The following is a 24,074-nucleotide window of genomic DNA, read 5'->3' on the forward strand; positions in this document are numbered from 1 at the left end:
CGTCGGAACGGCCTGGCTAGAACGGCAGGGCGAGCGAGGTCGCAGCCGAGCTTGGCATGCCGGGCACGAGGGCGGCGCCCTGCGGCTCCACCGTCACGCGCAGGATGCGGTCGCCTGTGACGGCGAGGCGGGCCAGAGTGGTGCCCTTGTCATCGCTCAGGATCGCGTTGGCATCAGCGCCTTCGGTTGAAAGGCCCATGACCATGGCAGGCACCGGAATCTCGTTGCCGTTTCGGTCGAGGCAGATGCCCTGCGACGTCTCGACCATGCCCCGCGCACCGAAACCACGCCGCCCGGCCGAGAGGCTGTCGATGGCCACCACCGCGCGCGGGTTGCATCCTTCGACCGCGAGACGCGGAAACAGCGCCAGCAACCCCGCCCCCGCACGCCCCCGCAGGTCTCGGGCGGTGACCGCAAAGGGGACGGCCTCGACCCGACCTTCGAGGCGCGTATCTGAGCCTTGAAGTTCGATCCCGACGGCGATCCTGCCGGTGATCAACTCGCGCGGAGACCATGTCCAATCAAGCGTATATCCGCCCATCAGACCGGCCCGGCCCCGGCTCAGGCTGCCCGATAGCGTCTCGACTTGGGGGGGCAGGACAACTAGGGTCCGCACGACCGATGCGGGCATCGTCATGACCAGTGTCGCGCCAAATACGAGGGCCGTGAGACATGCCAAGACAACCCCTGTTCCAATCCCTTTCAGCCAGCGCCGAGCGCGGTTCGCGGGGCCTGTCGCGGCGGAGATTTCTGGGGCATCTAGCTGCATCATCGGCCCTTCTGGGGGTGGCGGGTTGCGGCGCCAGCGGCGAGGCCGTGGTGCCGCCGCCCGGAACGGTGGGGCGCGCGGCCCTGCTCGCGCCGCTCTCCGGCCCGCAGGCCAGTATAGGCCAGATCATGCGCGAGGCCGCAAGCCTTGGCGGCGCGGTCGGCGGTGCGCAGGCCGAGATCGACTTGCGCGACGCTGGCACCACCGATGAGAGCGCCGTCGCCGCGGCGCTGCAGGCGGTCGAAGCGGGGGCGAAGATGCTTCTGGGGCCGTTGTTCTCGGGCCAGAGCCGGGCCGTGGCGCAGGCGGTGGGCCGCAATGTACCGGTTGTCTCGTTTTCCAACGACAGCGCCATCGCTGGCGGCAATCTCTATGTCTACGGCGTCACGCCATTGCAGTCGGCCAAATCGGTGATGGGCTTTGCCGCGGCGCGCGGTCTGCGGCGTATCGCCGTCGTGGCCCCGCCGGGCGAGTTTGGCACAAGGTCCATCGCGGCGGCGCAGGCGGCGGCGCAGGGCTACGGCATTACCTTGTCCGAGCCGGTCGTCTCCGATGGCGCCGAAGACCTCGCCGCCCGGCTGAGTGCGGCGTCGGGCGGGCAACTGCCCGACGCGGTTTACCTGCCCAGCGTGCGCGGCGGGTTCGAGGCGCAGGCCGCGGCGATCGGCGCGGCAGGGGTGCAGATCCTCGGCTCCGACCAGTGGGCGGCGATCACGCCGCAGCGGGTCCCGGCGCTGCAAGGGGCATGGTTCGCGGCTCCCGATCCGATCGGGTTCGAGGCTTTTGCCATTGCCTTGGAAGAGCGAGTCGAGGCCGAGGCCGGGATCGTTGCCGGGCTGGCCTTCGACGCGATCGAGATGGCCCGGCTGCTGGGACGGCTCGGTCAGCAGACCGCCGAAGGATTGCAGCGCCCGGCGGGCTTCAACGGCGTTCTCGGACCCTACAAGATCCTGCCTTCGGGCCTCGTCGAGCGCGGTCTCGCGGTTCTCAAGGTGACCGACGGGGCCACGACGCTGATCGGTGCTCCCTCGGTATGAGCTGCGCCGCGTCCCGGCGCCGGCCACCTCGGTGATGAACCCCATGCCCGGTCAGGCGCGGGACAATCGGACGCGGGACAGTCGGGCGCGGGTCGGGCAGGCCGGGTTCACCCTGATCGAGATGCTGGTGGCTCTGGCGCTGTTCGCGTTGGTGGGTCTCGCGTCCTTCGCGGTGCTCGACACGGTGATCCGCACGCGCGAGCGCACCGAGGGTCGGCTCGAGGCGGTGGCGCAGATCGACCGGGCGCTGATCCTGTTCGGGCGCGACGTGGCGCAGAGTGATGTTGTTGGTCTGCGCCTCGAAGAGGGGCGTCTCGTGTTGGCCGGGCCAGACGGCAGCGCGCTGGATTGGGCGGGCGAGGCGGGCGTGTTGCGGCGCCGCGCGTTGGGTCCCGATGGCGGGGTGCAGGTGTCACAGGCCTTGGTTTCTCCGGTGGATGAGGTGGGCCTGCGGGTTCTCGACGCCGGGGGGCTTTGGCATGAGGCATGGCCACCCGAGGGCGGTTCCGCCTCGCCCATAGGGGTCGAGCTTCGCTTTACCATCGCCCCGGGCGGACCGCTGGGCCGCGAGACGCTCAATGTGCGGCGTCTGGCCGAAACGTCGCGGCTGGTGGAGCCATGAATACGCGCGAGGCCGAGGCTGGCGTCATCCTCGTCAATGTTCTGGTCACGCTGGCCATCGCGTCCTCCCTCGTCGTGTTGATGCTGACCTCGCAGGACAGCCTGCTCGACCGCGCGCGTCGGGTCTCGGCCACCGTGCAGGCCGAGGCGCTGGCGCTCGGGGCCGAAACTTCGGTTCTGGTGGCATTGCGGCGCGACATGGAGACGGGGCCCGATACCGATCACTATGCCGAAGCCTGGGCATCGGTGGCGCAGCAGGAGGTGGAGCTCGAAACTGGCCGGTTCTCGGTCGAGATTCGCGACGCTCATGCGCGGCTCGACTTGAACGGGCTGGCGGCGGGGGGGATCGCTCAGACGCAGATCCTGTCGCGGCTGATCGAGGAGTTGGAACTGCCGCCCGAGACGGTGCCGCGCATTTTGACTTTTCTACGCAATCGTGGCCCGGCGACGTCGTTGGAGCAGATCCCCGGTCTCGACTCCGTGGCCATCGAACGGCTGCGCCCCGTGGCCGACGTGCTGCCGGTTCCGGGGGAGATCAACCTCAACACCGCCGATGCCCTGGTGATCGGAGCGGTGCTCCAGAACCGGACGGCAGCGCGCCGGTTGGTGGCGCTGCGCGAGCGGAACGGCGGCTGGGTGGAGACCGATGATATCGCCACCTTGGGTCTGATCGCTCCGGGGGCGGGGCTCGTGTCCGACCTCTTCGACGTCATCATCGTGGCCGAGGTCGACGGGATGAAGGTCAGGCTCGAAAGCCGACTCTTGCGACGGCAAGGCATAGGCACACGCGAGGTGGTGGTGATCTCTCGGCGCTTCGGATCGGCAGGCGACGAGGTTCTGCCGCCCGTGCCATAGACTTGGCAAGCCCAAGGACAAAGACGGGATCGACGCTCGCGGCTGCGGACCAACCATATTCAATAACGCGACAGGCGCGGCCCTCACGGGCCGCGCCTGTCCTTGGTTTGAGGATCGAGCGATCAGGGATTGAAGGGCTCGATGGTTCTGGTCATCGCGATTTTGAGATCCGAGATGTCGCTCGGCTCGGCATTGCGATCTTGATTGAAGACCTGCAGGAAGCCAAACCCAAGCGAGGCGATACCGCGCGTGCTGTTGTTGTCATCGCAAGCCGCAAGCAGAAGGACTAGCGAGGACAGGCCGACGAGGCTCAGTCTTGTTTTCATGGCGTCTCTCCTTTCAGCTCCTTAGGAGCGTGCGCCGGGAAGCGGCGTGTTCAAGTAGGGGAACGCGTTCATGAACTCGGTTGCCTTGAGCGGCGCGCCATCGGTGAAGGGCTGGTTGCCCACGGGAGCGTCGGACGGCTTGCACAGGCCGAGATTGACCAGATCGCTGTCGGTGTCCTCCGCAGCGCCCTCGACACCAAGCTCGGCGCCCAGCGGCACGTCGTGACACAGCGCCCCCATGACGACCCGCAGCGCGATGTCGACGGTGTCATCACCCGGACGACGACCGTTCGGGAAGCCGGCGAGATCCTCGGCCACGACGCCGAAGGTGTGCTGCTGCTGGACCGGGGTGGCCGGCACGGCAGTGTTGAGGCGCATCATTTCGGACGGCACGGCATCCGGGTTGGACGAGGCGTTGAAGCCCGGGAAGCCGGTCAGGAACGCCGCGACGAGGTCATTGCGCGGGAAGTTCGACGGCGCGATGTTGTCCGTGGCGCCGACGGCGTCGCGGAACAGCAGGTCGAGCAGGGCGGGAAGAGTCGGGTTGGTCACATAAGTGGCCAGCGCCCCGTCCTGGGTCGGTTCCGCGGCGTTGAACAGGTTCTTGTCGGGAAGACCGATGACGACCTCGTTCACCAGCGGCGCCGAAAGACGCGACTGCTGCACCCAGGCGCCGCCGAACTTGCTGTCCTGCTCATAGCTGGGCGAAGGATCCTCGACCTGGCCCTGCGGCAGGCTTGCGGTGGTCCAGGCGCCGATCACCGGATCGCTGCCCGTGGTCAGACAGGAGATCGGCACTTCGATGGCGATCGAGGTGACGTTGGCCTTGCCGATCAGATCGTCGTTCGAGCGATCTTGTTCGATGCCGCCCGGGAAGGGCGAGGCGGTGTTGTATTGGGGCCATTCGCCGCTCGGAGCGCCTTGGACTGGCACGAGGTTCACGAGGTCGAAGATCTCACCGAGATTGACAGCGAAAGCCTCGGCGCGCTGGCCGACGAAGACCCGCGCATCGCCTTTGCAGCCGGGAACCTCGACCTTTTGATAGACGAACTGCTCGGCATAGCGTTTATAAGCAGGAAGCGTCTTGTTGCCGATGTTGTCGATCGGCTTCACGAAACGTTTGCCGGAGCGAGGGTTGGTCAGATCGGACCGTTCGCCGCTGCGACGATCGCCCTTGATCATCGTCACTGTGTAGCGCTCGGTCTCATTGAGCGCGCCGAAGGGGTCCTTGGCAGTAATCTGCCCAGCCTGACGCAGCGGGATCGCAACATTCTTGCCACCGATATCAAGGGTGATGCCCTTGCCGTCGTTGGTCAGGTCGTTGTCGAAGTCGAACTGGAAGGTGATGTCCTCGATCGCATCGCCGTCGTTGTCGATATGGATCTCGTAGATCGCGTCGGGGTCCATCGTGAAGTAGTTCGGGCCACCATAGGGAGCTTGCACCGGCTGATAGTTGGCGATCAGCGTCACATAGTCTTCCCGGCCCGGCTCGTAGCTGCGGAACATATAGAAGTCGGTGCCGTCGATCTTCGGTGTCTCCGTGATCGCGGGGGCTTCGCGGTGGGACGAAGCCCAAGCGGAAGAGGCCGCAAGCAGGGCCAGTGCCGTCATGGCCCCTGTCTTGATTGTCGTTGGTTTGATCAACATTACTCATTCACTCCCATGATCCGTCCACTGCGCAGTCGAACGGTCGAGTTTCCGCCGGTACCCGCCATGATTGTTCCAACCTGCGACCCGACGTCACAGACACCTAGCTCGGGGCAAAGAAGTTTCAGTATCACGATAATTTTTTTGCGTGACCTACATACACTTTATGGTTTTCAAGGGTTTAAATGACACAGCCATGATCGGGAAAGCATGAGCGAAATGTGGCTGACCTTGGCTCTCGGTGGCGGACTCCTGCTGCTATGCGTGATCGACATCCGGGAGCGGCGGCTTCCGGATGCGATCACCCTCCCGTTGATTATCATCGGTCTCGTCCAAGGTGCGTTGGAACTGGGCGGATGGCCCACGGCGCGGATCGTCGGAGCCTGCTTGGGTTTTGGCGTCTTTTGGGTCATCGGCGAAGTGTTCTGGCGCTTGCGGGGGGTCGAGGGTCTCGGGCAAGGCGATGCCAAGTTGCTTGCAGGGGCGGGGGCATGGTTGGGCTGGGCGGCGCTACCGGCCGTCGTGCTTGTCGCATCTCTCGGAGCCTTGCTCACGGAGCTGGGGCGGGGAGCCGTGCCGGGCCGGCGTATCGCGTTCGGCCCTTGGCTGGCGGGTGCTTTCTGGCTCTCGTGGCTGTGGCAGTCGGGGATATGGTAAAGCTCTCGGCCCTGGTCCAGCGTGGATTATGGCATCGGGGCGGAGGGCGAATGCTGCGATCGAACGGTATGCGAGAGGACCGTGCGACAGGCATCGCGGGCGGCGTATTGGTGATCGACGCCGCGCGCGCCATCGTTGCATTGGCGAGCTGAGGGGTCAGAGGAACCTGGCAACGGTCCGCGAGATGATGCCACCGTCCTGGCGGTGCTGTGTCCGGTCGGACGTCCCTTTTGGAGACCGTGTTCCATCTGTATCTGGAGCAGCGCGGCGGGCGTCCATGATCGGGCACTGGCAACAGCGGCGAGGCACCTGCTCACCGCAGAGGACCGCCCGCGCGCAGACATCATGAATGACGTCGTCCGAGGGAGCTTCCGGGGCCAGAAACGCGGTTGACCCGGCCCTTGTAACGCGCGACTGCGGTAGCGGTATGGGCCGTCAGGCGTGCTGCGATGTGCATTCAAGCCGCCTCAGAGCGCGCGACGGATAGCCGGACCCGGGACAACCTCGGCTGTGACCAATATCTTCCGCCACGGCAACTCAAGGAGGGCGCGATATCGTACGGCTCACGTCTTGGCTGAAATGTGATCGCCGCGGTCACAATGTCGCCGCAATTCGATGAGTCTGCTAAGCCGATAAAACCAATACAATAAAACCTCAGGCAGCGGCTTTGACCCACTCACCTCGGCGACCTAGTTCCATCGTCGAAGAGTCAGACCACTGACCTCCAGAAGGGCAAGACAATGAGCATTTCCTATGCCATGCAGACCGGCGTCAGCGGTCTTCGGGCCAATTCGACCGCTGTCGGCCGGATTTCGGAGAACATCGCCAACGCCAATACCGACGGCTATCGGCGCAGCTTCGTGCAGATGGTGACGACGAGCACGCTGAGCAATTCTGCCGGCGTCTCGCCCTCGGGCGTACGGGCGGCGCAGGGGGCGGATGTCTCGACCGAAGGGGCGGTGCGCGCCACCAACAGCTCGACCGACCTCGCGATCGGCGGTGCCGGCTTCTTCGTGGTGAGCAAGCAGCCCAATGAGACCAACGAGGCCAACTTCTTCCTGACCCGGGCGGGCTCGTTCTTGCCGGACGAGAACGGTGATCTGCGCAACGCGGCAGGCTATTATCTCTCGGGTTTCCCCTATGATCAGACCGCCTCGCTCGGGGTGATCGACCGCAACCAGTTCGGCGATCTTCAGACCGTCAACCTGGGCAGCCTGTCGCAGACCGGATCGCCCACCGGCAACATGACCGTGAGCGGCAACATCCCCGCCCAGCAGACCGGGCTGGCCACACCGGGCGAGCCCTTCATGAGTTCGGCTGAGTATTATTCGCCTTTGGGCGAGGCCGAGCGGATGCAGCTGTCCTGGCAGCCCACCGACGTCTCCAGCCGCTGGGTGCTATCGATGTCCGGATCGGACGGGGCGCAGTACGGCGATGTGACGGTTGATTTCCACGACAGCGGCCCGCTCGCCGGGGCGCCGCGCGCCTATTCCGCCGCCACCTCGACCGCGACCGCGCCCGCGGGCTTTGCGTTCAACGCAGCCACCGGCACCGCGACGCTGACGATCGACAACGGCACCGTGCCGCAGACCATCGAGGTCTCGATCGGCGCGCCCGACACCCACACCGGCATGACCCAGTTCGCGGGCGACTACTCGGCGCTCAAGATCGGTGCCGACGGGGCCGAGAGCGGCGTGCTGGTGCGCACCGAGATCGACGAGCGCGGCGACGTCTACGGCGTGTTCAACAACGGCAGCCGCAAGCCGCTCTACAACATCCCGCTGGCCGAAGTGGCCAACCCCGACGGCCTGTTGGCCGCCGATGGCAACGCCTACGCGCTGTCGCGCCAATCGGGCAAGTTCAGCCTGAACCAGGCCGGGCAGGGCTCGGCGGGAACGTTGACGGCGGGGGCGCTGGAAAGCTCCAACGTCGAGGTGGCGCAGGAGCTGACCGATCTGATCAGGACCCAGCGGGCCTATTCCTCGAACGCCAAGATCGTCACTACGGTCGACGAGATGCTTCAAGAAACGACGAACCTGAAGCGATGACGGGGCCCCGTAAGGTGGTGCGGACCAGCAAGAGCGCGAATGATGACAGGCCACCGGAGATCCGTATCGAGCGGATCAGCGCGGCGCGTCTGATCGAGGCGCTTTGTGACAAGACCGCATTTGACGCCCGGTCCTCGGTAACCGGCGAAAGCGTCGCCGGGCCGCAAGGCTCTCGGAACGACACCAGGAGATCGGGGACTGACGGCCAAGAGCCGCTCGCTAAGGAGCGGATGTCGATCGGACGGTCTGACCGGCGCTAACGCCGTCTCGATCCGCCTTGGCCGCTTTCCTGTGCAAGGGGAAGGCGGCCAAGGCCGACATCAGCTTCGAAAAACTCGCCTCAGCTGCGCGCTGCTCAATAAAAGAACACACCGGCGTCAACGATCAGCTTGGGCGCGTCCTGACGCACCTTCACCTCGTAGATTTCCCCGTCGATGACCATCTCGACGGTCTTGAAATCGGACGCCGTGATCGTCGTGTCGGCATCGGCGTCACGCGTGAAGGCAAACTCGCCAAACAGGCCGGCGCACAGGGCGATGGCGAGGGTCAGAGCGATGGGGCGAGTGGGGGTGGTGAACACGGCGGGGTTCCTTTTTGGTTGGGTTTTTACTCGACCTGATGGAGATTTACTCAACTTGGATTATTAATCCGTAGGGCAGGAATGTGGCCGTCTTTCGGGACGTAACGTTCTGGCGGGAACGGACGTCACGTCCCAAGCAGGATTGGTGTTTTTGCCATAGGGCGGCGGCTGCGGGCGGGCCGCTGTTCGACCGGGTGTGCTGGCGAAAAACGCATCGACCCTGCCGATGATTCATCTGCGGTCGCATGCATCGGGCGCTTGGATTTCGCCCGCTTGCCTGATCCCATCGACGCCGCGCCCATGGGTCATTGGCAAGGCGCGCAAGCTCTTCGACCGCAGCCTTACATTTCACGACCCGCTCACGCAGGACGTGTCGACACCGCGCGCCATGAGGCGCGCGCCGCCGGTCACACACCATGCCGCGCGGGACAATTCGTGCAGATCACCTCACGCTCTCTGAAACATGATCCGTGACGCACCGTAAATCTCCGTGATTTGCCAGAATGGCGTCACCACATAATATGATGGAAAGAAAAAGATTCGCCTGATGGGACGGTGACCGTGCGCTTGGGGCGCGCCAACCGACGAGAGAATGGGCCAATGGATGTCTTTACCCGCTACGCCGAAAGTTATGCGAGCTCCCGCATCGAGGAGCTGACGCTGCAGGAATACCTGTTGCGATGTCGCGAGGATCCCTTGGTGCGCGCGACAGCCGCAGAGCGGATGATGCGCGCCATAGGCGAGCCGGAACTGGTCGACACCAGCCACGACCAGCGGTTGGGTCGGATCTTCTTCAACCGCACCGTAAAGATCTACCGCGCCTTCGAGAGCCTCTATGGCAACGAGGAGGTGGTCGAGCGGATCGTCGGGTTCTTCCGCCATGCGAGCCAGGGGCTCGAGGAACGCAAGCAGATCCTCTACCTTCTCGGCCCCGTGGGCGGCGGCAAATCGACCATCGCCGAAATCCTCAAGGCGCTGATGGAGAAGGAGCCGATCCACGTCCTCAAGGCAGGCGATCAGATCAGCCCGGTCTACGAGAGTCCCTTGGGCCTGTTCGACCGCGAGCGATTCGGCGAGCTGCTGGAGGACAAGTACAACATCCCGCGTCGCCTGCTCACCGGGCTGATCAGCCCATGGGCGGTGAAGCGGCTCGAGGAGTTCGGCGGCGACATCTCCAAGTTCTCGGTGGTGCGCATGCAGCCCTCGCGGCTGCGTCAGATCGGCATCACCAAGACCGAGCCGGGCGATGAGAACAACCAGGACGTCTCGGCGCTGGTCGGCAAGCTCGACATCCGCAAGCTCGAACACATGGGGCAGGACGATCCCGACGCCTACAGCTATTCGGGCGGGCTTAACCGCACCACGCAGGGGCTTTTGGAATTCGTCGAGATGTTCAAGGCGCCGATCAAGGTGCTGCACCCGCTTTTGACCGCGACGCAGGAGGGCAGCTACACCGGCACCGAGAACATCGGCGCGATGCCCTATCAGGGTCTGATCATCGCCCACTCGAACGAGGCCGAGTGGCGCCAGTTCAAGGGCAACCGCAACAACGAGGCCTTCCTCGACCGGATCTCGGTGGTGAAGATCCCCTATTGCCTGCGCGCCACCGAAGAGGCGCGGATCTACGACAAGCTTTTGCGCGAGAGCTCGCTCGGGCAGGCGCCCTGCGCGCCCGAGACGCTGCCCATCCTCGCCCGGTTCTCGGTGCTCACGCGGCTTCAGGATCACGAGAACTCGACGCTCTATTCCAAGCTGCGCACCTATGATGGCGAAACGCTCAAGCACACCGACCCCAAGGCCCGCAGTTTGCAGGAATACCGCGACGCGGCGGGCGGCGACGAGGGCATGACCGGCGTATCGACCCGATTTGCCTTCAAGGTGCTGGCCGAGACGATCAACCATGACGTCGACGAGGTCGGCGCCGATCCGGTACACCTGATGTATGTGCTCGAACAGGCGGTGCGGCGCGAGCAGTTCGCTGAGGAGACCGAGGCGCGCTACCTCGACTTTCTCAAGAGCGATCTGGCGCCGCGTTATGCCGAATTCATCGGCGAGGAGATCCAGAAGGCCTATCTCGAAAGCTACTCCGACTACGGTCAGAACCTGTTCGATCGCTACATCGCCTATGCCGACGCCTGGATCGAGGATCAGGATTACAAGGATCCCGACACCGGGCAGATGTTCGACCGCGACGTGCTCGAGGCCGAGCTCGCCAAGATCGAAAAGCCCGCCGGCGTGTCGAACCCCAAGGACTTCCGCAACGAGGTGGTGAAGTTCGTGCTGCGCGCCCGCGCCGAAAACGAGGGGCGCAACCCCGACTGGCGTGGCTACGAGAAACTGCGCCGGGTGATCGAGAAGCGGATGTTCTCCCGTGTGGAGGATCTGCTCCCCGTGGTGAGCTTTGGCGCCAAGCGCGACAAGGACACCGACGCCAAGCACGCGGAGTTCGTCGAGCGGATGGGCGAGCGGGGCTATACGCCGCGTCAGGTCAGGAGGCTGGTGGAGTGGTACATGCGGGTGAACAAGTCGGGCTAGGGGGCGGACGGTCATGACCCATTTCATCGACCGTCGTCTCAACCCCAAGGGCCGCAGCACCGGCAACCGCCGCCGCTTCATCGGCCGCATCAAGGCGCATGTCCGAGAGGCGGTGGACGCCAGCGTGCGCCAGCGCGGCATCACCGACATGGAGGCGGGAACCGAGGTCACCGTGCCGCGCGACAGCCTGTCGGAGCCTTCGTTCCGCCATGCTTCCAAAGGGGGTGTGCGCGAGGGTGTGCTGCCCGGCAACCGCAACTTTCGCGCGGGCGACGAGATCGAGCGCCCGCCGCCGGGCGGTGGCGGGGCAGGGCGAAAGGGGGCGCCGGATGGCGAGGGTGAGGATGATTTCGTCTTTGCCCTGTCGCGCGACGAGTTTCTCGACATCTTCTTTGAGGATCTCGAACTGCCCGATCTGATCAAACGCAGCCTTACGGGAAGCTCGGTCGCGCGGCCGCGGCGCGCCGGGCTGTCGGTCACAGGCTCGCCCGCCAATCTCAACGTCGGGCGCACCATGCGCCGTGCCATGGGCCGCCGCATCGCGCTGCGCCGCCCCTCCGACGCGGTGCTCGACGAGTTGCGCGAAAGGCTCTTCGCGCTCGAGGCGGTGTTCGAGCCCGACGCGGTCCAGCGCGCCGAGATCATCCGGCTTCAAGCCGAGATCGAGGCCGCGACCGCGCATCGCAAGCGCGTGCCCTATCTCGACCCGCTGGATCTGCGCTACAGCCATTTCGAGCCGCAGCCCGAGCCACGTGCGCAGGCCGTCATGTTCTGTCTGATGGATGTGTCGGCTTCCATGGGCGCGCGCGAGAAGGACCTCGCGAAGCGGTTCTTCGTGCTGCTGCACCTGTTTCTGACACGGCGCTACGACACGGTGGACCTCGTGTTCATCCGTCACACGCATCTTGCCGCCGAGGTCGATGAACAGACCTTCTTTCATTCGCGCGAAAGCGGCGGCACCATGGTTTCGACCGCGCTGGCGGAGATGCACCGCGTACAGTCCGAGCGCTACCCGGCGTCGGAGTGGAACATCTATGCCGCCCAAGCCTCCGATGGCGACAACTACCAAGGCGATAGCCGCGATTGCCAAATCTGGCTCGAAAGTGAGCTTTTGAAGATCTGCCAACACTTTGCCTATGTCGAGATCATCGGCGAGGCCGAGGCACGCATCCTGCGCGATGCGGCGCGGGGCACCGAGCTTTGGATGGCCTACCGCGAGGTGGCCGATCGCTGGCCCAACTTCGCGATGCGGCGCGTCGCGGGCGCGGCCGATATCTACCCCGTGTTTCGCGATCTCTTCGCGCGTCGATCGGAGGCCGCCCATGGCTGAGCTACTGTTCGACGGACCGGATTGGAACTTTGACACGCTGCGCCGCACCACCGAGGCGATCGAGCAGATCGCGCGCGAGGATCTCGGGCTCGACGTCTATCCCAACCAGATCGAAATCATCTCGACCGAACAGATGCTCGACGCCTATTCCTCGACCGGCATGCCGTTGATGTATCGCCACTGGTCCTTCGGCAAGCAGTTCATCCACCACGAGCGGCTCTACTCCAAGGGCGCCCAGGGCCTGGCCTATGAGATCGTCATAAACTCCGACCCCTGCATCTGTTACTGCCTCGAAGAGAACACCATGCCGATGCAGGCGCTGGTGATCGCCCACGCCGCCTTTGGCCACAATCATTTCTTCAAATCCAACCACCTGTTTCGGCAATGGACCGATCCGCGCGGCATCCTCGACTACCTCGACTACGCCCGCAATTTCCTGAGCCAGTGCGAAGAACGCCACGGGCCGGGGCAGGTCGAGCACACGCTCGATGCGGCGCATGCGCTGATGAGCGCGAGCGTGTTTCGCCACCGCCGCCCGGCGCAACCGTCGCTGCGCGCCGAGGCCGAGCGTGCCGAAAAGCGCATCGAGGACGACGAGCGCGCCGCGCATTACCTCTGGAGCCGGATCGAGGCCGAGCAGCGACCGCAGGATCACGAGAGCGAGGCCGTGGCGCGGCGCCGCGCGCTGGGCCTGCCGGAAGAAAACCTGATCTACTTTCTAGAACGCCACAGCCCGATACTCGAACCTTGGCAGCGGCAGGTTCTGCGCATCGTGCGCAACCTCGCGCAGTATTTCTATCCGCAGCGCCAGACGCAGGTGATGAACGAAGGCTGCGCCTGTTTCGTGCATTTTTACATCCTGAACAAGCTGCACGAACAGGGCCGGATCGGCGACGGCGCGATGCTCGAGATCCTGCACAGCCATTCCAGCGTGCTGTTCCAGCCCGGCTACGACCACCCGGGCTATTCGGGCATCAACCCCTACGCGCTGGGCTTTGCGATGATGCGCGACGTGCAGCGCATCTGCGAGGCCCCCACGCAAGAGGATCGCGACTGGTTTCCCGCCATCGCCGGGGCGCGCGACTGGCGCGGCGTGCTGAAGGACGCTTGGGCCAACTACCGCGACGAAAGCTTCATCCAGCAGTTCCTGAGCCCCAAGGTGATGCGCGACCTGAGGCTGTTCAGTCTGCGCGACGCCGAGACCGAGGAAACCATGAAGGTCACGGCGATCCATGACGCGAGCGGGTACCACGCACTGCGCGACACGCTGGCGCGCAGCTATGACCTGTCGAACCGCGCGCCGGACATCGAGGTGCTCGACGCCGATCTGGCAGGCGACCGCACGCTGCGGCTGCGCCACACCTTGCGCAACGAGGTGCCGCTCAACGCACGCGACCGCGAGGCGACGCTGGCCTGCCTGCGCGATCTATGGGGCTACGGGGTCGAGATCGAAGAGGCGGCAAGTTGAGAAAACTGGATGCTTCAAGCAAATATATTTTAAACTTGAAATGAATCGGAACGCGTCCTAGCCTCGCTCCAACAGCTCGGGGAGGGGCCATGAGGATCGCGTGCATCGGAGGGGGACCGGCCGGGCTCTACTTCGCCATATCGGCCAAGCTGCGCAATCCGGCCCATGAGGTCGTGGTGATCGAACGCAACCGCGCCGACGACACCTTTGGCTGGGGTGTGGTGCTGTCGGACGAGACCTTGGGCAATCTAGCGGCCAACGATCCGGTCTCTGCGGCGACGATCCGGGACCACTTTGCTTATTGGGACGACGTCGCGGTGGTCAAGGACGGCGCGCGTATCGTTTCGACCGGCCACGGCTTTTGCGGCATCGGGCGCAAGCGGCTGTTGCTGATCTTGCAGGAAAGGGCGCGCGCGCTGGGGGTCGAGCTGCGCTTCGAGACGGAAGTGGGGGCCGCGTCCGATTACGCCGCCGACTACGATCTCGTGGTGGCCGCCGACGGGCTGAACTCGCGCACCCGCACCGAGTTCGAAGAGGTGTTCCGCCCCGAGATCGACCGACGGCTTTGCCATTTCACATGGCTCGGCACGACCCAGACCTTCGCCGACGCCTTCACCTTCATCTTCGAGAAGACCCGACACGGCTGGGTCTGGGCGCATGCCTATCAATTCGAGCCGGGCACCGCGACCTTCATCGTCGAATGCGCACCCGAGACCTACCGCGCCTGGGGCTTCGACAAGATGAGCCAGGACGAGTCCATCGCTGTTTGCGAGGAGATCTTCCGCGAGCATCTGGGCGGCCACGCGTTGATGACCAACGCGCGTCACATCCGTGGCTCGGCTTGGATCAACTTCCCTCGCGTGCTCTGCCAGCGTTGGTACGCGGGCAACATCGTGCTCTTGGGCGACGCCGCCGCCACCGCGCATTTCTCGATCGGGAGTGGCACCAAGCTCGCGCTCGAATCCGCGATCGCGCTGGCCGAGGAGATCACCCGCGCCCCCGATCTGGCCGCCGCGTTCGAGGCCTATGAGGAGGCGCGCCGCGTCGAGGTGCTGCGTCTGCAATCGGCGGCGCGCAACTCGATGGAGTGGTTCGAGGAGGTGGGCCGCTACCTCGATCTCGATCCGGTGCAGTTCAACTACTCGCTGCTCACCCGCAGCCAACGCATCAGCCACGAGAACCTGCGCCTGCGCGATCCCGATTGGCTCAAGGGGGCCGAGCGCTGGTTCCAGATCCAAGCCGGGTTGCCCGAGGACGCGCCCGTGCGCGCGCCGATGTTCGCGCCTTACAGTCTGCGCGACATGGCGCTGAAGAACCGCGTCGTCGTCTCGCCCATGGCGCAGTACAAGGCCGTGGAGGGCGCGCCCACCGACTGGCACCTCGTGCATTTGGGCGAGCGGGCCAAGGGCGGCGCGGGGCTCGTCTATACCGAGATGACCTGCGTGTCGGCGCAGGGCCGGATCACGCCGGGCTGCCCCGGCCTCTATGCGCCCGAGCACGAGACGGCGTGGACCCGGATCACCGATTTCGTCCATGCGGAAACCGAGGCGAAGATCTGCTGCCAGATCGGCCATTCGGGGCGCAAGGGCTCAACCCAGCTTGGCTGGGAGGAGATGGATGCGCCGCTAAAAGCGGGCAACTGGGAGACCATCTCGGCCAGCCCGATCCCGTGGTCCGACAGCAACCCCGCGCCGCGCGAGATGACCCGCGCCGACATGGAGGAGGTGACGGCGCAGTTCGTGGCGGCCACCGAAATGGCCGAGCGCGCGGGCTTCGACATGATCGAGCTGCACGCCGCGCATGGCTATCTCGTGTCGTCCTTCATCTCGCCTGTGTCGAACACGCGCTCGGATGAATATGGCGGTAGCCTCGAGAACCGCCTGCGCTGGCCGCTCGAGGTGTTCCGCGCCATGCGGGCCGCGTGGCCCGAGGCCAAGCCGATGTCGGTGCGTATCTCGGCCAACGACTGGGTCGGAGAGCACGGCGTGACGCCCGACGACGCGGTCGAGATCGCGCGCGCCTTCTCGGAGGCCGGGGCCGATCTGATCGACGTTTCGGCGGGTCAGACGAGCATCGAGGCGCAGCCGGTCTATGGCCGCATGTTTCAGACGCCATTCTCGGATCGCATCCGCAACGAAGCAGGCATCGCCACCATGGCGGTGGGCAACATTTACGAGGCGGACCACGTGAATTCGATTTTAATGGCGGGGCGCGCCGATCTCGTGGCCATCGCCAGACCGCATCTGGCCGATCCCTATTGGACGTTGCATGCCGCCACCCAGATCGGCGACCGGCACGAGGACTGGCCCGCGCCTTACCGCGCCGGGCGCGATCAGGCATGGCGGCTCGCCGATCGGGCCGATCAGATGGCGGGGCCGGTATGATGAGACTGCAAGGACACCATGCGCTGGTCACCGGCGGCGGCACCGGGGTGGGGGCGGCGATCGCTCGCGCCCTGACCGCCGAAGGAGCGAGCGTCACGATCACCGGACGGCGCGAGGCGCCGCTTCGAGAGACCGCCGAGGGGCAGGCGGCGATGGGCTGGGTCACGGGGGATGTCACACAAGCGGCCGAGATGAGCCGCGTCGTGGCGCAGGCGGCGCAAGACCGCGGCCCCGTGACCCTTGCCATCGCGAACGCAGGCGCGGCGGACAGCAAGCCTTTCGCCAAGATGACGCCCGACGACCTCGACGCGATGCTGCGCGTCAACCTGCATGGCGTGTTCAACCTGTGGCATGCGGTGCTGCCGGCGATGCGCGAGGCGGGCCGAGGCCGGCTCATCGCCGTCGCCTCAACCGCCGGGCTCAAAGGGTACTCTTACGTCTCGGGATATGTCGCGGCCAAGCACGCGGTGGTGGGTTTGACCCGTTCGGTGGCGCTCGAGCTGGCCCGCACGAAGATCACCGTCAATGCGATCTGCCCCGGTTTTGCCGAAACGCCGATGCTCGAGGAAAGCATCGAAAACATCATGGCCAAGACCGGACGGTCCCGCGAGGAGGCGGCAAAAGCGCTGGCCTCCGGCAACCCGCAGGGCCGCTTCGTGCAGCCCGAGGAGGTCGCCGACGCGGTGCTCTGGCTGGCGGGCGAGGGGGCGAGCGCGGTGACCGGTCAGGCGATTTCCGTCTCGGGGGGCGAGGTATGAGCATGGAAGTGCAGGCGAAGATGGGCAAGACGCGGCTGCGGCTCTGGTTGAAGCTCCTGAAGACCTCCAATGCTGTGGAAAACGCGCTGCGTGACCGGCTGCGCACCGAATTCGGCACCACCTTGCCGCGCTTTGACGTGATGGCGGCGCTGGCGCGCAGCCCCGAGGGGCTCAAGATGTCTGAGCTGTCGCGGCGGCTGCGGGTGTCGAACGGCAACGTCACCGGCATCGTCGACCGGCTCGAAGTCGAGGGTCACGCCGAACGCCACGCCGTGGAAGGCGACCGCCGCGCCATGGAGGTGCGGCTGACCCGCAAGGGGCGCGGCCACTTCGACAAGCTGGCGGCGGCGCATGAGGAATGGGTGAACGAGCTGATGGGGGCGATCCCCGAGGCCGAGGCGGCGCGGATCATGGACGATCTTGATCATGTCGCCCACGATCTGGAGACAAAACGATGAGCGCGCATTTCAGGATGGAGCGCGAAGGCGCGGTCGCCGTGGTCCGGCTCGACCGCCCCGAGCGCAAGAACCCCTTCACCTTTCAGAGCTACGCTGCGCTGCGCGACTGGTTTCGTGACCTCGTCGAGGACGAGGAGATCCACGCCGTCGTCATCGCTCCCAACGGCGGCAACTTCAGCTCCGGCGGTGATGTCGAGGATATCATCGGCCCTCTGACCGAGCTCGACATGAAGGGACTCTTGGGCTTCACCCGCATGACCGGCGATCTCGTGAAGGCGATGCTGAACTGCGGCAAGCCGATCATCGCCGCCGTGGACGGCGTGGCGGTTGGCGCAGGCGCGATCCTCGCCATGGCCTCGGACATCCGGCTTGCCACGCCCGAGGCCAAAACCGCCTTCCTGTTCAACCGCGTCGGGCTGGCGGGCTGCGACATGGGCGCTTGCGCGATGCTGCCCCGGATCATCGGGCAGGGGCGCGCGGCGGAGCTGCTCTATACGGGGCGGGTGATGAGCGCCGATGAGGGCGAACGCTGGGGCTTTTACAACCGTGTCGTCGGCGCGCACGAGTTGGAGGCCGAGGCGATGAAGCTGGCCGCCCGCATCGCCGCCGGCCCGCGTTTTGCCAACATGATGACCAAGACCATGCTCTTGCAGGAGTGGGACATGGGGCTGGAGCGCGCGATAGAGGCCGAGGCGCAGGCGCAGGCGATCTGCATGCAGACCGAGGATTTCCGCCGCGCCTACCGCGCCTTCATGGCCCGCGAAAAACCCGTTTTCGAGGGGGACTGACATGGCCGACCGCAGCTATCTCGACTGGCCCTTCTTCGAGGAGAAGCACCGCGAACTGGCAGAGGCGCTGGAGCATTGGGCCGGGCGCAGACTGGGCGGGATCGATCACGCCGACACCGACGCCGCCTGCCGCGCGCTGGTGGCCAAGCTGGGGCAGGGCGGCTGGCTGGAGCACGCGGCCTCCGAGGATGGCAAGCTCGACGTGCGCAGCCTGTGCCTGATCCGCGAAACGCTGGCGCGGCATGACGGGCTCGCTGATTTCGCCTTCGCGATGCAGGGGCTGGGTTCGGGTGCGATCACGCTGTTCGGATCGGATGCGCAGAAGGCCGAATGGCTGCCGAAGGTGCGCAGCGGCTCCGCGATCTCGGCCTTCGCGCTGACCGAGCCGCAATCCGGCTCGGATGTCGCCAACCTCGCCATGACGGCGCGGCGCGACGGCGACGAATGGGTGCTGGACGGCGAAAAGACATGGATCTCGAACGGTGGCATCGCGGATCTCTACGTGGTCTTCGCACGCACCGGGGAGGGGCCGGGCGCCAAGGGGTTGTCGGCCTTCATCGTGCCGGCCGACACGCCGGGGCTGAAGATCGCCGAGCGGCTCGACACCATCGCACCGCACCCTCTGGCAGGGCTGTCCTTCGACGGCGCGCGCTTGCCTGAGGCCGCGATCATCGGCGCGCCGGGCGAGGGCTTTCGCATCGCGATGTCGGTGCTCGACGTGTTCCGCTCCACGGTGGCGGCGGCTGCACTCGGCTTTGCGCGGCGCGCGATGGACGCAAGCCTCGAGCGGGCCGGGAGTCGCGAGCTGTTCGGCGCGCCGCTGTTCGAGATGCAGATGGTGCAGGGGCACATTGCCGAGATGGCGCTTGGCATCGACGCGGGCGCGCTGCTGACTTACCGCGCGGCGTGGGTGAAGGACAGCGGCGCCGCGCGGGTCAGCCGCGAGGCGGCGATGGCCAAGCTGTTCTCGACCGACGAGGCGCAGAAGATCATCGACGCGGCGGTGCAGATCCACGGCGGCGACGGGGTGCGCAGAGGCTCCGTGCCCGAGACGCTTTATCGCGAGATCCGCGCGCTCAGGATCTACGAGGGCGCTAGCGACGTGCAGAAGATCATCATCGCCCGCGCCGCCATGGCAGCGCACGGTCGCTAGAGGGACGAGAGGCTGCGCCGCCGGGGAAGGGGAGAGCCCCGACGCTGCGGATCAGGGGAGGAAAGACAGATGCTGGGACCGACGGCGCATGAGGATACGTTCTCGCGCGACAACCTGCCGCCATTCAACCAATGGCCGGAGATGCTGCTCGATGGCTTCGACTACCCCGAGCGGCTCAACGCCGGGGTCGAGCTGTGCGACCGGCTGGTCGAGCGGGGCATGGGCGACCGGATGGCGCTCATCGGTAACGGGCGGCGGCGCAGCTACAAGGAGCTGATGGACTGGACCAACCGCATCGCGCGGGTGCTGGTCGAGGATTACCATGTGAAACCCGGCAACCGGGTGCTGATCCGCTCGGCCAACAACCCGGCGATGGTCGCCTGCTGGCTGGCCGCGACCAAGGCGGGGGCGGTGGTGGTCAACACCATGCCGATGCTGCGCGCGGGCGAATTGTGCAAGATCGTCGACAAGGCCGAGGTGAGCCTTGCCTTGTGCGACACGCGATTGATGGACGAGATGGTGGCCTGCGCCAAGCAAAGCCCGCATCTCGCCAAGGTCGTGGGTTTCGATGGCACCGCCAACCACGACGCCGAGCTCGACCGCGCCGCCCTCGACAAGCCGGTGACGTTCCAGGCGGTGGAGACGGGCCGCGACGACGTGGCGCTATTGGGTTTCACCTCCGGTTCGACCGGCGTGCCGAAGGCGACGATGCATTTCCACCGCGACCTGCTGATCATCGCCGACGGCTACGCTAGGGAGGTTCTCGGCGTGACGCCGGACGACGTCTTCGTCGGCTCACCACCCTTGGCCTTCACCTTCGGCCTGGGCGGGCTCGCGGTGTTCCCGCTGCGCTTCGGGGCGGCGGCGGCGCTTCTGGAGACGGCCTCGCCGCCCAATATGATCGAGATCATCGAGAAGTACCGCGCCACCGTCTGCTTCACCGCCCCCACAGCCTACCGCGCCATGCTGCGCGCGATGGACGAGGGCGCGGACCTGTCGTCGCTGCGCTGCGCCGTCTCGGCGGGCGAGACGCTGCCCGCGCCGGTCTATCGCGAATGGATGGAAAAGACCGGCAAGCCGATGCTCGACGGCATCGGCGCAACCGAGCTTTTGCACATCTTCATCACCAACCGGCTCGACGACAGCCATCCTGGCTGCACTGGGCGTCCGGTCACCGGCTATGTCGCGAAGGTGGTGGATGACCAGATGAACGAGGTGCCACGCGGCACGGTTGGACAACTCGCGGTCAAGGGGCCCACGGGCTGCCGCTACCTCGCCGACGAGCGGCAGCGCGAGTATGTCCATGGCGGCTGGAACCTCACCGGAGACGCCTTCGTGCAGGACGAGGACGGGCGCTTCCACTTCGCCGCGCGGTCGGACGACATCATCCTATCGGCGGGCTACAACATCGCCGCGCCCGAGGTCGAGGCGGCGCTCCTGTCGCATGAGGCGGTGGTCGAATGCGCCGTGATCGGCTGCGCGGACGCGGAGCGCGGGCAGGTGGTGCAGGCGCATGTGGTGCTGACCGAGGGCACCGAGCGTTCGGACCTCACGGCAAAGCTGCTGCAGGATCACGTGAAGGCGCAGATCGCGCCTTACAAGTATCCGCGCTCCGTCGTGTTCTGCGACACGCTGCCCAAGACCGAGAGCGGGAAGATTCAGCGTTTCCGCCTACGCGAGGAGGCCAAGTGACCGACGATCCCGTCATGCGGTTCGAGGACAAGATGTCCTACACGGATTATCTCGGCCTCGACGCCGTGCTCACGGCGCAGCATCCGCGCACCCAAGAGCATGACGAGATGCTGTTCATCGTGCAGCATCAAGTGACCGAGCTGTGGATGCGGCTCGCGCTGCACGAATTGGACGCGGCGCGTATCGCCCTCTCCGAGGACCGGCTGCGCCCGGCCTTCAAGATGCTGACCCGCGTGGCGCGGATCTTCGAGCAGATGAACGCCGCATGGGACGTTTTGCGCACCATGACGCCCAGCGAATACACCCGCTACCGCGACGCGCTGGGGCATTCCTCGGGCTTCCAGTCTTGGCAGTACCGGCTGATCGAGTTCACGGTGGGCAACCGCAACCGCGCCCTGCTCGGGCCGCACGCGCACCGGCCCGATCTCGTGGCGCAGCTCGAGGCCGAGCTGGCCCGGCCGAGCCTTTACGACACTGCCATCGGCTGTCTGGCGCGGGCCGGCTTCGACGTGCCGGAGGCCGGGGCGCATCCCGACGACCGGGTCATGGCGGCCTGGACGCAGGTTTACCGCGACCCCGAAACGCACTGGCCGCTCTACGAACTGGCCGAGAAGCTCGTCGATTTCGAAGACTACTTTCGCCGCTGGCGTTTCAACCACGTCACCACGGTCGAGCGGGTGATCGGCTTCAAGCGGGGCACCGGCGGCACCGGCGGCGTCAGCTATCTCAAGCGGATGCTGGAGGTCGAACTCTTCCCAGAACTCTGGCACTTGCGTACCAATCTATGACCGGCCCCAAGACCGGCATCCACAGGGAGACGAGAATGACGAAATATCTCACGACGACCGCGCTGGCGCTGTCTATGATGGGCACGGCCGTGATGGCCGAGCCGGTGAAGGTTGGCATGATCACCACGCTTTCGGGCGGCGGAGCCAGCCTCGGCATCGACACGCGCGACGGCTTCATGCTGGCGGTCGAAGAGGCGGGCAACGCCGATCTGGAGGTCGTGATCGAGGACGACCAGCGCGAGCCCGAGGTGGCGGTGCAGCTTTCGGACAAGATGATCCAGTCCGAAGAGGTCGACGTGCTGACCGGCATCGTCTGGTCCAACCTTGCCATGGCGGTGGTGCCGGGGGCGGTGCGTCAGGGCAAGTTCTATCTCTCGACCAACGCGGCACCCTCGCAGCTTGCAGGCAAGGGCTGCCACGAGAACTACTTCTCTGTCAGCTACCAGAACGACAACCTGCATGAGGCGGCGGGGCAGTATGCCACCGACGAAGGCTTCGGCAGCATGTTCATCATGGCGCCGAACTATCCCGCAGGTCAGGACAGCCTCTCGGGCTTCAAGCGTTTCTACGAGGGCGAGGTCGCGAGCGAGGTCTATACCCAGCTCGGCCAGACCGACTACGCCGCCGAGATCGCCCAGATCCGCGACAGCGGCGCCGACGCGCTGTTCTTCTTCCTGCCGGGCGGCATGGGCATCTCCTTCATGAAGCAGTGGGCCGAGGCGGGCATCGACATGCCGGTCGTGGGGCCCGCATTCTCGTTCAGCCAGGACATCCTCCCGGCGATCGGCGAGGCGGCCATCGGCGTGAAGAACACCGCCCAGTGGTCGAAGGACATCGACAACGCGGCCAACGCGCATTTCGTCGAGGCCTTCGAGGCGAAATATGACCGTCTGCCCTCGCTCTATGCGGCGCAGGGCTACGACACCGCGCAGCTGCTGCTCTCGGCGATGGACAAGGCCGACGTGTCGGACGCCGACGCCTTCCGCGAGGCGCTCCGCGCGGCCGAGTTCGACAGCGTGCGCGGCAAGTTCTCCTTCGGGCCGAACCAGCACCCGGTGCAGGACATCTACGTGCGCGAGGTGGTCAAGGAGGGCGAGGTGCTCACCAACCACATCGTCGGCACCGCGATGACGGATCGCGGCGACGCCTACGCCGACGAGTGCAAGATGTGACCCGCGGCGGCGGGCCTGCCGGCCCGCCGCACCCCTGTTGAGAGGCACAGCCCCATGTCGATGATCCTGTTGATCGAACAGCTCTTGAACGGGCTTCAGTCCGGGCTGATGCTGTTCTTGATGGCCGCCGGGCTGACGCTCGTCTTTGGCGTCATGGGGCTGATCAACCTCGCGCATGGCTCGCTCTACATGGTCGGCGCCTTCGCCTGCGCGGGCGTCGCCGCCGCCACCGGCTCGTTCTGGCTCGGCCTCGCGGCCTCCATCGCGGCGGCCGCGGCGGCGGGGGCGATCGTCGAGGTCGCGGTGATCCGCAGGCTTTACGCCCGCGACCACTTAGATCAGGTGCTCGCGACCTTCGCGCTGATCCTGATCTTCTCGGAAGGCACGCGCTGGCTCTACGGCTCCTTCCCGCTCTATCTCAACGTCCCGCCCTCGCTTTCGGGCAGCGTGACGCTGCCGGGCGGCATCCAGTATTCTTTGTTTCGTCTCGCCATCATCGGCGCGGGGCTCGCGGTCGCGGCAGGTCTGTTCCTGCTCATAGGCAAGACCCGGATCGGCGTGCAGGTCCGCGCGGGCGAAGCTGACCGCGAGATGATCGCGGCGCTGGGCGTCGACATTCGCCGCCTTTACACGCTGGTCTTCGCGCTGGGCGCGGCGCTCGCGGGCATGGCGGGCGCGCTCGTGGGCACGATCCAGTCGGTGCAGGTCGGCATGGGCGAGCCGGTGCTGATCCTCGCCTTCGTGGTGATCGTCATCGGCGGCATCGGCTCGATCAAGGGGGCGCTGATCGGTGCGCTGCTGGTCGGGGTCACCGACACGATGGGCCGGGTGCTGCTGCCGTCGGCCTTCGCGCTGGTCATGGAGACCTCGGCGGCCACCAGCATGGGCGCGGCGCTGGCCTCAATGGCGATCTACATCCTCATGGCAATGGTGCTCATCGTGAAGCCCGGCGGATTGTTCGGAGCGCGGGCATGAGCGCGGTGGAGATCACGGCGCCCGGTCGCCGGG

Annotated in this window: 21 protein-coding genes; 17 read left to right on the forward strand and 4 right to left on the reverse strand. The window is 65.9% G+C overall.

The window, feature by feature from the left end; all coding sequences use genetic code 11:
- Window positions 1-16: 16 nt before the first annotated feature.
- Window positions 17-637, reverse strand: coding sequence for a type II secretion system protein N (gene gspN / locus AADJ02_RS07360; RefSeq protein ID WP_341212344.1), 621 nt, complete (start codon window positions 635-637; stop codon window positions 17-19).
- A 35-nt stretch (window positions 638-672) separates the two neighbouring features.
- Between gspN and AADJ02_RS07365 the strand changes: the two genes are divergently transcribed.
- From AADJ02_RS07365 to AADJ02_RS07375, 3 genes are read left to right on the forward strand one after another with little or no spacing between them, the layout of a single operon-like run.
- Window positions 673-1,806 carry a penicillin-binding protein activator gene (locus AADJ02_RS07365; protein ID WP_341212345.1) on the forward strand — a complete coding sequence of 378 codons (1,134 nt, stop codon included), beginning with the start codon at window positions 673-675 and terminating at the stop codon, window positions 1,804-1,806.
- Window positions 1,807-1,840: 34 nt separating this feature from the next.
- The gene (locus AADJ02_RS07370; protein ID WP_341212471.1) at window positions 1,841-2,428 is read left to right on the forward strand and encodes a prepilin-type N-terminal cleavage/methylation domain-containing protein; all 588 of its coding nucleotides are present in this window, start codon (window positions 1,841-1,843) and stop codon (window positions 2,426-2,428) included.
- Window positions 2,425-3,282, forward strand: a complete 858-nt coding sequence (locus tag AADJ02_RS07375; RefSeq protein WP_341212346.1) for a type II secretion system protein GspK — start codon at window positions 2,425-2,427, stop codon at window positions 3,280-3,282. Before AADJ02_RS07370 ends, AADJ02_RS07375 begins: the two co-directional genes overlap by 4 nt.
- Before the next feature lie 122 nt (window positions 3,283-3,404).
- Here the strand turns inward: AADJ02_RS07375 and AADJ02_RS07380 are convergent, their stop codons facing one another.
- A complete protein-coding gene (locus AADJ02_RS07380) occupies window positions 3,405-3,608 on the reverse strand; it encodes a hypothetical protein (RefSeq protein ID WP_341212347.1) in 204 nt (67 codons plus the stop codon).
- A 21-nt stretch (window positions 3,609-3,629) separates the two neighbouring features.
- A complete protein-coding gene (locus AADJ02_RS07385) occupies window positions 3,630-5,219 on the reverse strand; it encodes a DUF4331 domain-containing protein (RefSeq protein WP_341212348.1) in 1,590 nt (529 codons plus the stop codon).
- Window positions 5,220-5,465: 246 nt separating this feature from the next.
- On the opposite strand from AADJ02_RS07385, the gene AADJ02_RS07390 reads away from it, so the two are divergent.
- Both AADJ02_RS07390 and AADJ02_RS07395 read left to right on the forward strand, forming a co-directional pair.
- Window positions 5,466-5,912: an A24 family peptidase gene (locus AADJ02_RS07390; protein WP_341212349.1), complete on the forward strand. Its 447-nt coding sequence runs from the start codon at window positions 5,466-5,468 to the stop codon at window positions 5,910-5,912.
- Between the two features lie 740 nt (window positions 5,913-6,652).
- Complete coding sequence (locus AADJ02_RS07395; protein WP_341212350.1) at window positions 6,653-7,960, forward strand: flagellar hook-basal body complex protein; 1,308 nt, start codon at window positions 6,653-6,655, stop codon at window positions 7,958-7,960.
- Window positions 7,961-8,315: 355 nt separating this feature from the next.
- Here the strand turns inward: AADJ02_RS07395 and AADJ02_RS07400 are convergent, their stop codons facing one another.
- Window positions 8,316-8,540: a hypothetical protein gene (locus AADJ02_RS07400; protein WP_341212351.1), complete on the reverse strand. Its 225-nt coding sequence runs from the start codon at window positions 8,538-8,540 to the stop codon at window positions 8,316-8,318.
- Window positions 8,541-9,140: 600 nt separating this feature from the next.
- Here AADJ02_RS07400 and AADJ02_RS07405 point away from each other — a divergent pair.
- From AADJ02_RS07405 to AADJ02_RS07460, 12 genes are all read left to right on the forward strand, one after another.
- Window positions 9,141-11,075 (forward strand): PrkA family serine protein kinase, encoded by a 1,935-nt coding sequence (locus tag AADJ02_RS07405; RefSeq protein WP_341212352.1) that lies wholly within the window; start codon window positions 9,141-9,143, stop codon window positions 11,073-11,075.
- 13 nt (window positions 11,076-11,088) lie between these two features.
- A complete protein-coding gene (locus tag AADJ02_RS07410) occupies window positions 11,089-12,405 on the forward strand; it encodes a YeaH/YhbH family protein (RefSeq protein ID WP_341212353.1) in 1,317 nt (438 codons plus the stop codon).
- Window positions 12,398-13,873 (forward strand): SpoVR family protein, encoded by a 1,476-nt coding sequence (locus tag AADJ02_RS07415; RefSeq protein WP_341212354.1) that lies wholly within the window; start codon window positions 12,398-12,400, stop codon window positions 13,871-13,873. The genes AADJ02_RS07410 and AADJ02_RS07415 overlap by 8 nt, the downstream gene beginning before the upstream one ends.
- Before the next feature lie 89 nt (window positions 13,874-13,962).
- A complete protein-coding gene (locus AADJ02_RS07420; RefSeq protein ID WP_341212355.1) occupies window positions 13,963-16,257 on the forward strand; it encodes a bifunctional salicylyl-CoA 5-hydroxylase/oxidoreductase in 2,295 nt (764 codons plus the stop codon).
- Window positions 16,257-17,015: an SDR family NAD(P)-dependent oxidoreductase gene (locus AADJ02_RS07425; RefSeq protein ID WP_341212472.1), complete on the forward strand. Its 759-nt coding sequence runs from the start codon at window positions 16,257-16,259 to the stop codon at window positions 17,013-17,015. Before AADJ02_RS07420 ends, AADJ02_RS07425 begins: the two co-directional genes overlap by 1 nt.
- Window positions 17,012-17,473, forward strand: a complete 462-nt coding sequence (locus AADJ02_RS07430) for a MarR family transcriptional regulator (RefSeq protein WP_341212356.1) — start codon at window positions 17,012-17,014, stop codon at window positions 17,471-17,473. Before AADJ02_RS07425 ends, AADJ02_RS07430 begins: the two co-directional genes overlap by 4 nt.
- Window positions 17,470-18,261, forward strand: coding sequence for an enoyl-CoA hydratase family protein (locus AADJ02_RS07435; RefSeq protein ID WP_341212357.1), 792 nt, complete (start codon window positions 17,470-17,472; stop codon window positions 18,259-18,261). Before AADJ02_RS07430 ends, AADJ02_RS07435 begins: the two co-directional genes overlap by 4 nt.
- Before the next feature lies 1 nt (window position 18,262).
- Window positions 18,263-19,414 carry an acyl-CoA dehydrogenase family protein gene (locus tag AADJ02_RS07440; protein ID WP_341212358.1) on the forward strand — a complete coding sequence of 384 codons (1,152 nt, stop codon included), beginning with the start codon at window positions 18,263-18,265 and terminating at the stop codon, window positions 19,412-19,414.
- Between the two features lie 69 nt (window positions 19,415-19,483).
- Window positions 19,484-21,106 carry an AMP-binding protein gene (locus tag AADJ02_RS07445; RefSeq protein ID WP_341212359.1) on the forward strand — a complete coding sequence of 541 codons (1,623 nt, stop codon included), beginning with the start codon at window positions 19,484-19,486 and terminating at the stop codon, window positions 21,104-21,106.
- 14 nt (window positions 21,107-21,120) lie between these two features.
- Window positions 21,121-21,894, forward strand: coding sequence for a tryptophan 2,3-dioxygenase (gene kynA / locus AADJ02_RS07450; RefSeq protein ID WP_341212473.1), 774 nt, complete (start codon window positions 21,121-21,123; stop codon window positions 21,892-21,894).
- Between the two features lie 35 nt (window positions 21,895-21,929).
- On the forward strand, window positions 21,930-23,066 hold the full coding sequence (locus AADJ02_RS07455) for an ABC transporter substrate-binding protein (protein WP_341212360.1): 1,137 nt from the start codon (window positions 21,930-21,932) through the stop codon (window positions 23,064-23,066).
- Between the two features lie 54 nt (window positions 23,067-23,120).
- The gene (locus AADJ02_RS07460; RefSeq protein ID WP_341212361.1) at window positions 23,121-24,041 is read left to right on the forward strand and encodes a branched-chain amino acid ABC transporter permease; all 921 of its coding nucleotides are present in this window, start codon (window positions 23,121-23,123) and stop codon (window positions 24,039-24,041) included.
- Window positions 24,042-24,074: the final 33 nt, after the last annotated feature.

It is taken from the genome of uncultured Limimaricola sp. (genome assembly GCF_964022235.1).
Classification (GTDB): domain Bacteria; phylum Pseudomonadota; class Alphaproteobacteria; order Rhodobacterales; family Rhodobacteraceae; genus Limimaricola.

Excerpts from the sequence above, each read along its gene's own strand:
- gspN (WP_341212344.1), bottom strand. The coding sequence starts at position 637 with ATGACGATGCCCGCATCGGTCGTGCGGACCCTAGTTGTCCTGCCCCCC.
- AADJ02_RS07365 (WP_341212345.1), top strand. The coding sequence starts at position 673 with ATGCCAAGACAACCCCTGTTCCAATCCCTTTCAGCCAGCGCCGAGCGC.
- AADJ02_RS07370 (WP_341212471.1), top strand. The coding sequence starts at position 1,841 with ATGAACCCCATGCCCGGTCAGGCGCGGGACAATCGGACGCGGGACAGT.
- AADJ02_RS07375 (WP_341212346.1), top strand. The coding sequence starts at position 2,425 with ATGAATACGCGCGAGGCCGAGGCTGGCGTCATCCTCGTCAATGTTCTG.
- AADJ02_RS07380 (WP_341212347.1), bottom strand. The coding sequence starts at position 3,608 with ATGAAAACAAGACTGAGCCTCGTCGGCCTGTCCTCGCTAGTCCTTCTG.
- AADJ02_RS07385 (WP_341212348.1), bottom strand. The coding sequence starts at position 5,219 with ATGACGGCACTGGCCCTGCTTGCGGCCTCTTCCGCTTGGGCTTCGTCC.
- AADJ02_RS07390 (WP_341212349.1), top strand. The coding sequence starts at position 5,466 with ATGAGCGAAATGTGGCTGACCTTGGCTCTCGGTGGCGGACTCCTGCTG.
- AADJ02_RS07395 (WP_341212350.1), top strand. The coding sequence starts at position 6,653 with ATGAGCATTTCCTATGCCATGCAGACCGGCGTCAGCGGTCTTCGGGCC.
- AADJ02_RS07405 (WP_341212352.1), top strand. The coding sequence starts at position 9,141 with ATGGATGTCTTTACCCGCTACGCCGAAAGTTATGCGAGCTCCCGCATC.
- AADJ02_RS07410 (WP_341212353.1), top strand. The coding sequence starts at position 11,089 with ATGACCCATTTCATCGACCGTCGTCTCAACCCCAAGGGCCGCAGCACC.
- AADJ02_RS07415 (WP_341212354.1), top strand. The coding sequence starts at position 12,398 with ATGGCTGAGCTACTGTTCGACGGACCGGATTGGAACTTTGACACGCTG.
- AADJ02_RS07420 (WP_341212355.1), top strand. The coding sequence starts at position 13,963 with ATGAGGATCGCGTGCATCGGAGGGGGACCGGCCGGGCTCTACTTCGCC.
- AADJ02_RS07425 (WP_341212472.1), top strand. The coding sequence starts at position 16,257 with ATGAGACTGCAAGGACACCATGCGCTGGTCACCGGCGGCGGCACCGGG.
- AADJ02_RS07430 (WP_341212356.1), top strand. The coding sequence starts at position 17,012 with ATGAGCATGGAAGTGCAGGCGAAGATGGGCAAGACGCGGCTGCGGCTC.
- AADJ02_RS07435 (WP_341212357.1), top strand. The coding sequence starts at position 17,470 with ATGAGCGCGCATTTCAGGATGGAGCGCGAAGGCGCGGTCGCCGTGGTC.
- AADJ02_RS07440 (WP_341212358.1), top strand. The coding sequence starts at position 18,263 with ATGGCCGACCGCAGCTATCTCGACTGGCCCTTCTTCGAGGAGAAGCAC.
- AADJ02_RS07445 (WP_341212359.1), top strand. The coding sequence starts at position 19,484 with ATGCTGGGACCGACGGCGCATGAGGATACGTTCTCGCGCGACAACCTG.
- kynA (WP_341212473.1), top strand. The coding sequence starts at position 21,121 with ATGCGGTTCGAGGACAAGATGTCCTACACGGATTATCTCGGCCTCGAC.
- AADJ02_RS07455 (WP_341212360.1), top strand. The coding sequence starts at position 21,930 with ATGACGAAATATCTCACGACGACCGCGCTGGCGCTGTCTATGATGGGC.
- AADJ02_RS07460 (WP_341212361.1), top strand. The coding sequence starts at position 23,121 with ATGTCGATGATCCTGTTGATCGAACAGCTCTTGAACGGGCTTCAGTCC.